Source organism: Aeribacillus sp. FSL M8-0254 (genome assembly GCF_038008845.1).
Taxonomy (GTDB): Bacteria; Bacillota; Bacilli; order Bacillales; family Aeribacillaceae; genus Aeribacillus; species Aeribacillus composti.
In genome coordinates this window covers 2,722,655-2,735,290 of sequence record NZ_JBBOZY010000001.1, presented here as the reverse complement: position 1 = coordinate 2,735,290, position 12,636 = coordinate 2,722,655, and the positions used below count along the sequence as shown (strand labels likewise).

9 protein-coding genes are annotated in these 12,636 nt (G+C 40.8%); 7 read left to right on the top strand and 2 right to left on the bottom strand.

Translation table 11 applies throughout. From position 1 onward, the window contains the following. Positions 1–11 precede the first annotated feature (11 nt). Both tgt and yajC read left to right on the top strand, forming a co-directional pair. On the top strand, positions 12–1,157 hold the full coding sequence (gene tgt, locus NSQ44_RS13290) for a tRNA guanosine(34) transglycosylase Tgt (RefSeq protein ID WP_063387972.1): 1,146 nt from the start codon (positions 12–14) through the stop codon (positions 1,155–1,157). Positions 1,158–1,178: 21 nt separating this feature from the next. Further along, a complete protein-coding gene (yajC, locus tag NSQ44_RS13285) occupies positions 1,179–1,448 on the top strand; it encodes a preprotein translocase subunit YajC (RefSeq protein WP_063387973.1) in 270 nt (89 codons plus the stop codon). Between the two features lie 44 nt (positions 1,449–1,492). Here yajC and NSQ44_RS13280 read toward each other — a convergent pair whose 3' ends face one another. After that, positions 1,493–1,882, bottom strand: a complete 390-nt coding sequence (locus NSQ44_RS13280) for a TIGR04086 family membrane protein (protein WP_063387974.1) — start codon at positions 1,880–1,882, stop codon at positions 1,493–1,495. Between the two features lie 123 nt (positions 1,883–2,005). Next, on the bottom strand, positions 2,006–3,586 hold the full coding sequence (gene spoVB / locus NSQ44_RS13275) for a stage V sporulation protein B (RefSeq protein ID WP_340857261.1): 1,581 nt from the start codon (positions 3,584–3,586) through the stop codon (positions 2,006–2,008). A 99-nt stretch (positions 3,587–3,685) separates the two neighbouring features. Here spoVB and NSQ44_RS13270 point away from each other — a divergent pair, with 99 nt between their 5' ends. The 5 genes from NSQ44_RS13270 to NSQ44_RS13250 all read left to right on the top strand — a co-directional run bounded on the left by NSQ44_RS13270 (position 3,686) and on the right by NSQ44_RS13250 (position 12,635). Further along, positions 3,686–3,979 carry a post-transcriptional regulator gene (locus tag NSQ44_RS13270; protein ID WP_063387976.1) on the top strand — a complete coding sequence of 98 codons (294 nt, stop codon included), beginning with the start codon at positions 3,686–3,688 and terminating at the stop codon, positions 3,977–3,979. 45 nt (positions 3,980–4,024) lie between these two features. Beyond that, positions 4,025–6,247, top strand: coding sequence for a protein translocase subunit SecDF (secDF, locus tag NSQ44_RS13265; protein WP_340857260.1), 2,223 nt, complete (start codon positions 4,025–4,027; stop codon positions 6,245–6,247). A gap of 1,065 nt (positions 6,248–7,312) precedes the next feature. Further along, positions 7,313–9,691 (top strand): single-stranded-DNA-specific exonuclease RecJ, encoded by a 2,379-nt coding sequence (recJ, locus tag NSQ44_RS13260; protein ID WP_340857259.1) that lies wholly within the window; start codon positions 7,313–7,315, stop codon positions 9,689–9,691. A 20-nt stretch (positions 9,692–9,711) separates the two neighbouring features. After that, positions 9,712–10,224 carry an adenine phosphoribosyltransferase gene (locus NSQ44_RS13255; protein WP_063387979.1) on the top strand — a complete coding sequence of 171 codons (513 nt, stop codon included), beginning with the start codon at positions 9,712–9,714 and terminating at the stop codon, positions 10,222–10,224. A 227-nt stretch (positions 10,225–10,451) separates the two neighbouring features. Beyond that, positions 10,452–12,635: a RelA/SpoT family protein gene (locus NSQ44_RS13250; RefSeq protein WP_340857258.1), complete on the top strand. Its 2,184-nt coding sequence runs from the start codon at positions 10,452–10,454 to the stop codon at positions 12,633–12,635. The last annotated feature ends 1 nt before the right edge of the window (position 12,636 follow it).

The window sequence follows — 12,636 nt, the reverse complement described above, 5'->3', positions numbered from 1 at the left end:
AGGGGCTTTCATTGAATAAGCCACCTATTCGATATGAATTGATCAAAACATGCAAACAAACAGGCGCCCGCCTTGGAATCGTACATACACCTCACGGTTCGTTTGAAACTCCGGTGTTTATGCCTGTGGGAACATTGGCGACCGTCAAAACTATGTCACCGGAGGAATTAAAAGAAATTGGCGCAAAAATCATTTTGAGCAATACATACCATTTATGGCTCAGACCAGGGGAAGATATCGTTAAGGAGGCAGGAGGTCTCCATTCTTTTATGAATTGGGATGGAGCGATTTTAACCGACTCCGGCGGATTTCAAGTGTTCAGCTTAAGCGAATTCCGGCGAATTGAAGAAGAGGGAGTATATTTTCGCAATCATTTAAACGGGGACAAGCTGTTTTTATCTCCAGAAAAAGCAACTGAAATCCAAAATGCTCTCGGATCAGATATTATAATGGCATTTGACGAATGCCCGCCTTACCCGGCATCATTTGATTATATGAAACAATCTGTAGAACGAACCTCCAGATGGGCTGAACGCTGTCTAGCAGCTCATAAAAGAGAAAATGAACAAGGGATGTTTGGAATTGTACAAGGCGGCGAATATGAAAACTTGCGGAAGCAAAGCGCACGCGATCTTGTCTCGCTTGATTTTTCGGGATATGCGGTTGGTGGTCTTTCTGTCGGTGAACCGAAAGAAGTGATGAATCGTGTGCTAGAATTTACCGTGCCTTTATTGCCAAGCGACAAACCTCGTTATTTGATGGGGGTCGGTTCTCCAGATTCACTGATAGATGGAGCGATTCGGGGCATTGATATGTTTGATTGCGTGCTTCCTACTAGAATTGCGCGCAACGGCACCTTAATGACATCAACAGGTCGGCTTGTCGTAAAAAATGCGAAATATGCGCGCGATTTCGGTCCATTGGATGAATCTTGTGATTGCTACGTTTGCCGAAATTATTCACGTGCTTATATCAGACATTTAATTAAAAGCAATGAAACATTTGGGATTCGATTAACATCTTACCATAATCTCTATTTTTTGATAAAATTAATGGAGCAGATTAGGGAATCAATCCGTGAAGACCGTTTAGGAGATTTCCGAGAAGAATTTTTTGAACGGTACGGATTCAATAAACCAAATGCGAAAAACTTTTAATGCTTAGAAAGGGGTGAAGAAATGTCGGAGAATTTTGTAGCAACAGTGCTGCCTTTTGTGCTGATGATTGCTATTTTTTACTTTTTGTTGATCAGACCTCAGCAAAAAAGGCAAAAGCAAATCCGTGACATGCAGGCAAACTTGAAGAAGGGTGATAAAATCGTAACGATTGGCGGTTTGCATGGGACGGTTGATTCATTGGATGAAGATAAAATCGTCATCCGTACGGGAGACGGCTCCCGCTTAACTTTTGACCGAAATGCTGTGAGAGAAGTCGTAGAACAATCATAGTTCTACAAAAAACAGGGCTGACTTAAATGTCAGCCTTTTTCTTTTTAAGCCTGCCGTTTTGGCGACGAAATATTGACTCCCAGCATTCCTCCAACTATTGAAGTGATTAAAAATCCACCGTGATATAATAGCGATTCTTGCGAAAGCGTTTTTCCGTAACCTAAAAATTGAAACAACAACACAATTCCCGTGTAAGCAACCGCTGTCGCACCGCCTAAAAGCCACCCTTTTTCTTTACCTTTTCCGCCAGCTATAAAACCTCCGATAAAAACGGCTAAAAAACTTATAGATGTGATGACCCAAAAGAGCGAATCTTCTGTTAAACTAGTAAATCGTAATAAAATAGATAAAAGAAAACTAGAAATCAAAGCAATGATCAAAATGGTAAAAACACCGTAAAATACAGCTTTCCCCCACCGCTTTGCTTCAATCATCCATTCATCTCCTCCCATGTTCACCCGTACAAGGGTAATCACTTTTATACAAGCATATTCATAAAAAAAAGATTTAGAATTAAAATTGCCAGATCAGGGTGAAAGGAATGAAACGGATAGATTTTAACGATTTTTCTGCATCGGAATAAAGATTGCTATATACGGACCGATTAGGGGAATTCGCTTTACTTCTTCCTTTTCGACTAGTCGAAAGATGATGAGAAACAGACTGTAAATAACTGTTGTGATCATGCATGCATACAGTAACTTTGGCAGCAAATGCAGTTGTTCCAATAAGATATCGTAAATATGATAGGAGATCCAACCTGTTAAAAATATGGCTGCAAAAGATAGAACATAGTCTCTTAAATAAATTGTGAACTTAAACACTTTCAGCACCGTTGCATAATGAAGAAGAGTAACGATCATAAACCCGCTTATAATGGCAAGAGCTGCGCCGATAATGCCGAGCTCAGGCCTAGTTGCGAAAACAAAAATGAGCGCTGTTTTTAAAACGGAACCAATTAAACTGTTGGTCATCGCTGCTTTTGCTAAATTTAATGCTTGCAATGCTGCTTGCAGCGGACCTTGGAAATAATAAAAGATGAAAAAAGGAGCCATAACTTTCACATAGATGGCAGATTGAGCATTTCCATACATAAAGATCATGATCGGTTCAGCGTACACGTATAAAATAACAACTGCTAGTCCGCCTGTAACAAGCGAGAGTCTTAAAGCTTGCCTCAGCCGATATTCTGCTAATCGAATCTTTTTTTGGGCAATCGCTTCGCTTAATGCGGGCACTAATGATGTTGACAGCGAAAAAGTGATGAAAGAGGGAAGCATTAATAAAGGAAGCGCATACCCCGTCAATTCCCCATATTGTTTTGTAGCTAAAGATGAATGAACGCCGGCGATCAGTAAACTGTGTGAAACAACGATCGGTTCGAGAAACCATGAAATGTTGCCGATAAATCGGCTGCCGGTTGTCGGCAGGGCAATTTTCATGAGCTGACTGAATGTTTCTTTTCCCTTTTTTAACGAACGGAAAAACGATTTTCTCACTCGAATTTGCTTTTTGAAACGGAACGCTATTAGTAAATAAAGTAAGGAAGCAAGTTCTCCAATTGCTGCCGCAACAAAGGCGCCAGCGGCTGCATATTCGATTCCGTAAGGCAGCATAGCTTTTGTACAAACGGCGATAAAGGCGATTCTGACCGCTTGCTCAAGCACCTGGGAGAATGCCGCAGGCGTCATGTTTTGTTTTCCTTGAAAGTAGCCTCTCAAAACAGAGGATACAGCAATAATAGGAATTACAGGAGTGATGGCAATCAAAGGATAGAATGTTCTTGGGTCTGTAAGTAATGTTTCAGAAATATATGAGGCGGAAAACAACACAAGCGGTGCGATGATAATGCTTAAACTGCACGTAATTGTTAAAGATACAACCAGTATTTTTTTTTCCTTTTTGCTGTCTCCTTTTGCATCCGCTTCCGCGACCAGCTTGGAGATGGCAACCGGCAAACCGAGCTGTGTAGCTGCTGCGACAAGGCCAAACGTAGGCATTGCCATCATGTAGAGGCCAACCCCTTCTTCTCCAATCATTCTGGCTATGACAATTCGATTAATAAAACCGAGAATTCTTGTGATGAGGCCTGCCGTCATTAAAATGAGCATTCCTTTTAAAAAGGTTTGCTTCGGCATTTTTCTCCCTGCCTTCTCAAAAAACTTGATATCATATACAATTACTATATGCAGACTCGAAGTACAGGCATGACAACCTTTTAAGAAAGGAGCATAAAAGTGGAGAACTATTCGGTAGATGCCTATCGCAAGTATTTAAGGCCGTTTTTGAAAAGCAAGCTCGAAGAATTCCGGCTGTATGGATACGATAAAATGACAGAGGATGAATTGTGGTCTTTTTTGAAAAGAAAAAAATGGAAAAAAATTGAGGGTGTCAGAGTACATCGGTTAGTAGAAGGGATTATGTCAGTGAAAGTGTCCGATTTCATGAATTATACGACCATTGAGTTTATGAAAGATGCAAAATGGTTAGATAGTAAAGAAGGACAAGAAATATTAAAAGAATTAACCTAAAGATGATAAGGCGATGTTTCGCACATAAGCTTGAGGAGGATCAACATGGCAAAAAAAGGCCGAATTATATCATTTTTTATCATTGTTTTCGCCATTTTAGGTTTGACTGGCGCAACGGCAAAACCAGTCGTAGAAGGCATTACGCTTGGTCTTGATTTAAAAGGCGGCTTTGAAGTTTTATATGAAGTGAAGCCGGTAAATAAAGGAGATAAAATTGACCGTCAAGCCCTTTTAAGTGCAGTTGAAGCGTTGGACAAAAGGGCGAATGCACTCGGAGTGAGCGAACCAAATATCCAAATAGAAGGAAATGACCGAATTCGCGTTCAGCTTGCAGGCGTGAAGGATCAGACTGAAGCTCGGAAAATTTTGTCGACGCAGGCAGAACTGACCTTTCGTGATGTCAATGACAAAGAATTACTAAACGGTTCAGACTTAGTGCAAGGCGGTGCCAAGCAATCATTTGACCAAAACGGTAAACCGAACGTTGTCGTTGAGCTAAAGGATGCGAAAAAATTTAAAGAAGTGACAGAGAAAATAGTAAAAATGGCGCCTGAAAATAAGCTGATCATATGGCTTGATTGGGAAGAAGGCGACTCGTATAAAAAAGAAGCAGCAAAAGCGAATCCGAAATTTTTGTCCGATCCGTACGTAAATGAAGTGTTTGATACGACTACGGTCACGATTGAAGGACAATTTACGGTAGAAGAAGCGCAGCAATTAGCAAGTTTGCTGAATGCTGGTGCATTGCCAGTGAAGCTGCACGAAATTTATTCAACTTCTGTCGGGGCAAAATATGGGGAAGAAGCGATGCAATCAACCATTTATGCGGGTTACGTCGGCGTAGGCCTCATTATGCTGTTCATGATCTTTTACTATCGCTTGCCGGGATTGATCGCATCTATCACGCTTGTTTCATACATATACCTCATTTTAGTTGTGTACAATTGGATGCATGCGGTGCTTACATTGCCGGGGATCGCCGCCCTTATTTTAGGGGTTGGGATGGCAGTTGACGCGAACATTATTACAGACGAACGAATTAAGGATGAATTAAAGCTTGGAAAAAGTGTCCGATCTGCTTTTAAAGCAGGAAACAAAAGATCGCTTTTAACCATTTTTGATGCCAATGTTACGACAATACTCGTAGCTGTTGTTTTATTTATTTTTGGAACAAGCTCTGTAAAAGGCTTTGCGACAATGCTCATTATCAGCATTATTATATCCTTTCTTACGGCGATTTATTTAAGCAGATTGCTGCTCGGATTGCTCGTGGAGAGCCGGGCATTTGACAAAAAGCCGCATTGGTTTAGTGTGAGGAAAAGCGATATTTTGGATATTACGAAAACGAATAAAGATACCGATGTTCCAACTCGCTTTGATCATATTGATTTTGTTAAACATCGGAAGAAGTTTTTCGTTTTATCAAGTGTATTAATTATCGCAGGCATCATCCTCCTCTTTGTTGCTAAATTGAATCTAAGCATCGATTTTACGAGCGGAACGCGGGTCGAGCTAGCGACAAATGAGCCGCTATCGACTGATACAATCGAAAAAGAATTCAAATCAATCGGGCTTAAGCCGGATGAAATTGTATTATCTGGTAATGATAAAAGCACAGCAGTTGTACGATTTGTAGGCACATTTGATAAAGAAACGATTTCAAATGTAAAAGAACATTTCACAGAGCTGTATGGGATAGAGCCAAATATAAGCACGGTTTCGCCAACAGTCGGAAAAGAGCTGGCGCGAAATGCTCTCATCGGTGTTGCAATTGCTTCCATTGGGATTATCATATATGTATCCATCCGCTTTGAATTTTATATGGCGCTTGCAGCTGTGCTTGCCCTATTGCACGATGCCTTTTTTATCGTTTCCTTTTTCAGCATTACCCGTCTTGAAGTAGACATTACATTTATCGCGGCCGTGTTGACGATTATTGGTTACTCGATCAACGATACGATTGTTACGTTTGACCGTATAAAAGAAAACATGGGAAAAGCGAAAAAAATAAAAACATTTGAGCAGCTTGCGGAAATTGTCAACAAAAGCTTGCGGCAAACCTTTACAAGATCGATTAACACCGTTTTAACCGTGATCTTTGCTGTTGTCGCTCTCATTTTATTCGGAAGCTCGTCCATTTTAAATTTCTCGATTGCTTTGTTGGTTGGATTGATCGCAGGCGTTTATTCCTCTTTGTTTATCGCCAGCCAGCTTTGGCTCGTTTGGAAATGGAAGCAAATTGAAAAACGTTCTGTAAAAGAAAACTAGTGAACAGCCGCTGTAAAAGTTCGAAGGGGCTGTCCAAAAAGTCAGGGTTAACTGACTTTTTGGGGCTCCTTGTGCGCCCGGCATGGGTGTAATCTATAGGGGGAAAGTCCCGAGCTGCGAAGGCAGAAGTAGCAGTTAGCTTAACGCAAGGGTGTCCGTGGTGACGCGGAATCTGAAGGAAGCGAGCGGCAAACTTTAAGGTCTCTCGGAACACGAACTTCATATGAGGCTAGGTATCACTGGGTGAGTTTGCAAGACAAAACAAAGCCCTTTCTGCCGAAGGTGATACAGAGTAAATGAAGCAGATGGATGGAAGGAAAGATTACACTCTTACCCGGGGAGGTCTGGCTGGCACGCCAAGTAACCTTGGTAACCTATCTAGTGATAGATAGCTGAACAGTCAGAAGTCAGCAGAGGTCATAGTATTAGTTGGTCTAGAACAACTAAGAAGGACCGAACAATTAAGAGAGAATAGCCCTTGGCATTCAGTGAGTCATGATGAACACAGAAAACGTAGTACCTCACTTGAGGAAGGAAGCGGTGAATCCCGTGGGAGACCTCTTGGAGGGTGGAGTGACCACTGGCATAAAGAGAACAGCTATTCACGGAAGTTATAAAGACTTGCGTCAATCATCTTAATTGAACCGCTGTATACGGAACCGTACGTACGGTGGTGTGAGAGGACGGGAGTTAATCGCTCCCTCCTACTCGATCATTTTAGGGATTTATCGGACAGACTATTTTTCCTATCTTGTGTTTATGCTTCAGAAGTCTTATGAAGGACTTTTCTTATGCTCTCTTTCTGAATTAGGTTCTTCAAAAGTTTTATGACGGACATTCAGCGCATACAATTGCTTCTTGTCGAACTTCATTGCCTCTATGAAGGACATTTACAAATTTTATTCGATTATTTTTGTCCTTTACAATGTATTTCTCCAAACTCCTTCATTTTAGGAACTCATCGGACAGCCCCTCTCTTTCTTATGAAGAAACATCGCCTTGAAAATAGTGTTTGAAAACATTTCATTTCGTTCTGTATAATAGGAGAAGTTGAGGGGTGAAATTATGCTGAGATCTAAATTTCGTTGGAATCGTTTATATAGGGATGAGTCCAACGAAGAGGCTGTTCGAGCATTAATCGACTCTTTGAATATTACCTATTTGACTGCTCGATTACTTGTGAATCGCGGCATTCAAAATGTTGAAGAAGCAAAAGAGTTTTTACATATAAAGGAACCTTCATTTCATGATCCTTTTTTGTTGGATGGGATGGAGCGGGCATGTGAGCGTATTTTTGCAGCAATCCGCGCTGGTGAAAAGATTGTCGTATACGGTGATTATGATGCGGACGGCGTTTCCAGCACTGCCGTCCTGTTGACGGCATTAAAGGAATTGGGGGCAAACGTCGATTTTTACATACCGAATCGATTTTCAGAAGGATACGGGCCAAACGAACATGCTTTCCGAATGATTCATGAAAAAGGATGCAGGCTGATTATAACAGTTGATACCGGCATCGCGGCAATCAATGAAGCGGATTTAGCCAAAAGGCTTGGAATCGACCTCATTATCACAGACCATCATGAACCGGGGCCTGTTTTGCCTGATGCGTATGCGATCATTCATCCGAAATTGCCAAATTCAACATATCCTTTTAAGGAGCTGGCAGGTGTAGGCGTTGCTTTTAAAATGGCCCATGCCCTTTATGGAAAGGTTCCAGAATCTCTGATAGAGATCGCAGCCATTGGAACAATTGCTGATTTAGTACCTTTATACGGAGAAAATCGGCTTCTTGCGAAAAAAGGGATTGAAAAATTAAAAACGACGACAAGACCTGGCATAAATTCGCTTCTTTCCATTGCTGGAGTGGACAAATCTTCCGTAAATGAGGAAACGATAGGATTTGTTTTAGGACCGAGAATCAATGCGGCAGGGAGGCTGAAAGAAGCCGATCCTGCCGTTGAATTGTTGTTGACAGAAGATGAAGAAAAAGCTGATATGCTTGCTAAGGAAATCGATCAATTAAATAAACAAAGGCAGAAGCTTGTACAAGAGATAACGGACGAAGCGATTAAGGAAATTGAAAAAAATTTTCCAATCGAAGACAATCCTGTTTTAGTCGTCGCAAAAGAAAACTGGAATTCTGGAGTGATCGGAATCGTTGCTTCCAGATTGGTCGAAAAATTTTACCGTCCTGCCATCGTGTTGAGCATTGATCGTGAGACAGGTCTTGCCAAAGGGTCTGCGCGAAGCATTCAAGGGTTTGATCTATTTAAAAACTTATCGGAATGCAGGGAGCTTCTCCCTCATTTTGGAGGCCATACGATGGCTGCTGGCATGACGCTGAAAGCAGAGCATATTGACGAGTTGCGCCAAAAAATGATCGATCTTGCAAATAGTCAGCTTTCAGATGAAGATTTTATTCCTGTAAAAAACATTGAATGTGCCTGTTCATTGGAGCATGTCACAATAAAAGCAGTCGAAGAGCTGGAGAAGCTTGCCCCTTTCGGAGTCGATAATCCGAAGCCGCTCTTTTTACTAGAGAATGTCAATGCGGCAGATGTTAGAAAAATTGGGGTAAACGGAAATCATTTGAAAATGAAGATTGAGGAGAAGGAATTTGAATTAGATGTCGTCGGCTTTGGACAGGGAGAATTGGCAGAAGAAATATCTCCTTTCGCAAACGTTTCTATTGTCGGTGAGCTTGCGATCAACGAATGGAATTATGTAAAAAAGCCGCAGCTATTGCTTCAAGACCTTGCCGTGCCAGCGTGGCAGCTTTTTGATTGGCGAGGTTCAAGAGGAACGGAGGCTTTGCTCTCTAAACTTCCTGCTGAAAAACGATTGCTGATCGCCTTTCATGAAGAATCTATAAAATTATATCAAGATCAACCGTACATTCATGAAATTCATATAATATCAGAAATAAAGGATTACAAAAATATAGATGTTTCCAATAAGTATGTTGTATTTCTCGATATGCCCCCGGCAATCGAATTTCTTGTTTCAGCATTTGAGCAAGGAATGCCTGAAAGAATTTATGCTATTTTTTATCAGCATGCAGACCACTTTTTTCAAACAATGCCGACAAGAGAGCATTTTAAATGGTATTACGCATTCTTAACGAAAAAAAGTTCTTTCGATTACAAAAAATATGGGGAAGATTTAGCCAAATACCGCGGCTGGACAAAAGAAACGATCTTTTTTATGACAAAGGTGTTTTTTGAACTTGAATTTGTTACAATAAACAATGGTGTGATTACATTAAACAAAAAGGTGAAAAAACGGGATTTATCAGAATCCGGGACATATCAGCAGAAGCTGGATCAAATGAAACTGGAACAGCAGCTTCTCTATTCTTCTTATCAAGAACTGAAGGAATGGTTTGAAAAGGCAGTCTTGAAACGAGATGCCGATAAATTTTTACAAGTTCATGAATGGTAAACAACCGAGGAGGACGAGTGATGGATTTAAAAAAATACGTGACAATTGTTGAAGATTTTCCAAAACCGGGCATTTCTTTTAAAGATATCACAACATTAATGGACAACGGGGAAGCATTTAAATATGCAACAGACCAAATTGTTCAATATGCGCGTGAAAAGAAGATTGATATTGTTGTCGGTCCAGAAGCAAGAGGGTTTATCATCGGCTGCCCAGTTGCTTACTCTCTCGGAGTTGGTTTTGCACCTGTTCGAAAAGAAGGCAAGCTTCCGCGCGAAACGATCAAGGTGGAATACGGGCTTGAGTACGGAAAAGATGCATTAACCATTCATAAAGATGCGATTAAGCCTGGCCAGCGAGTGTTAATAACCGATGATTTGCTGGCGACTGGAGGAACGATTGAAGCTACCATTAAATTAGTGGAACAGCTTGGCGGAGAGGTTGCCGGCATTGCCTTTTTAATTGAATTGTCTTATCTTGAGGGCAGAAAAAGGCTTGAAGGCTATGATATATTAGCATTGATTAAATATTAATCGGCGCAAATCTATAAATGAAGCACTCTTAATGGGTGCTTTTTTTTTTAAAACAATAAAATGAAAAACTTTAGAAGTTGTAATATTTTCCATCCACTCGCAAAATAGCTGCAGCAGCTCTATTTTTTTTTACCCCTTTTCAAAAGGATCGTATTCTTCTCTTTACATGTTTGTTAATTTTATTTAATAATAAAAACAATAACGTATATACAATTAAAGGTGATCCCATGGCAAACGAACAAATGTTGACAGCTGAACAGATCTTCGAAAAAGCGGAAAAGTATCTTCCGCCTGACGATATAGAGTTTATAAAAAAAGCATACGAGTTTGCAAAAAACGCCCATCATGGGCAATATCGCAAATCAGGCGAACCATATATTATGCATCCGGTGCAGGTTGCCGGGATTCTAGTAGACTTGGAGCTGGATCCTACAACGATTGCTGGCGGCTTTTTACATGATGTTGTGGAAGATACGGATGTGACATTAGACGAGCTTCGACAAGAATTTAACGATGAAGTCGCTATGCTTGTGGATGGAGTAACAAAGCTGGGAAAAATTAAATATAAATCAAAAGAAGAGCAGCAGGCGGAGAATCACCGGAAAATGTTTGTCGCTATGGCGAAGGACATTCGGGTCATTTTAATTAAACTGGCAGACCGTCTTCACAATATGCGTACGTTAAAACATTTGCCGCAGGAAAAGCAGCGAAGAATCGCCAATGAAACGTTGGAAATATTTGCTCCTCTCGCCCATCGCCTCGGAATCTCAAAAATCAAATGGGAACTTGAAGATACAGCCTTGCGGTATTTAAATCCGCAGCAATACTACCGAATTGTCAATTTGATGAAAAAGAAACGTGCAGAACGGGAAAAGTATGTTGAAGAGGTAATTGAAGATTTAAAGAAGCGAATTGAAGAAGTAAAGATAAAGGCAGAGCTGTACGGCCGGCCGAAGCATATTTATTCCATTTATCGTAAAATGGTTCTCCAAAATAAACAATTTAACGAAATATATGATTTGCTGGCTGTGCGAATTATTGTGAACAGCATAAAAGACTGCTACGCAGTGCTTGGCATCATTCACACATGCTGGAAGCCGATGCCTGGCAGATTTAAAGATTATATTGCAATGCCGAAAACAAACATGTATCAATCCATTCACACGACTGTCATCGGTCCGAAGGGGGATCCCCTTGAGGTTCAAATTCGCACATACGAAATGCATGCGATCGCTGAATACGGGATTGCCGCCCATTGGGCTTATAAAGAAGGAAAAAGCATTACATCTTTTGATAAAAAACTGAGCTGGTTTAGAGAAATATTGGAGTTTCAAAACGATTCTTCCAACGCCGAAGAATTTATGGAGGCATTGAAAGTTGATCTGTTCTCTGACATGGTGTTTGTATTTACTCCAAAAGGAGATGTCATTGAGCTTCCCGCCGGGTCGATTCCGATTGATTTCGCCTACAGAATTCATTCTGAAATAGGCAATAAGACGATCGGAGCAAAAGTAAACGGAAAAATAGTGCCTCTTGATTATAAATTAAAAACCGGAGATATAGTGGAAATATTGACGTCGAAGCATTCTTACGGTCCGAGCCAAGATTGGCTTAAATTGACGCAGACCTCTCAAGCGAAAAATAAAATTCGCCAATTTTTCAAAAAGCAGCGCCGAGAGGAGAATGTTGAAAAAGGAAAAGAATTAATTGAAAAAGAAATTAAAGCGATGGATTTTGATGTGAAAGAAGTCCTTACTCAAGAAAATATAAAACGTGTCGCGGAAAAATTTAATTTTTCAAACGAGGACGATATGTATGCGGCAGTTGGCTTCAACGGCATTACTGCTTTACAGGTTGCAAACCGCTTAGTCGAAAAAATTCGCAAACAGCGGGATATAGAAGAGCAGGAAAAATTGATGGAAAAGGTGGTTCAACAAGGTGCAAGGCGGCCGAAGCGCCGTGATGCAGGAGTGTCTGTAAAGGGTATTGATAATTTGTTAATCAGGCTTTCCCGCTGCTGCAACCCAGTCCCTGGCGATGATATTGTCGGATTTATTACAAAAGGAAGAGGGGTATCTGTTCACCGGTCTGATTGTCCAAATGTCAATAAAGAGGATGCAAAAGACAGGTTAATTGAAGTGGAATGGGAAAATCAGCTGGACGGCCAGAAGGAATACAATGTGGAAATTGAGATTTTAGGTTTTGACCGGCGCGGCTTATTAAATGAAGTGCTCCAGTCTGTAACAGAGACGAAGACAAACATTACGACAATTTCGGGAAGAACGGACCGTAACAAAGTAGCGAACATCCATTTAGGAATTTCGATTCAAAATGTCAGTCATCTTCAAAAAGTTGTGGATCGGATCAAGCAAATACCGGATGTATATTCAGTGCGGAGAATTATGAATTAAG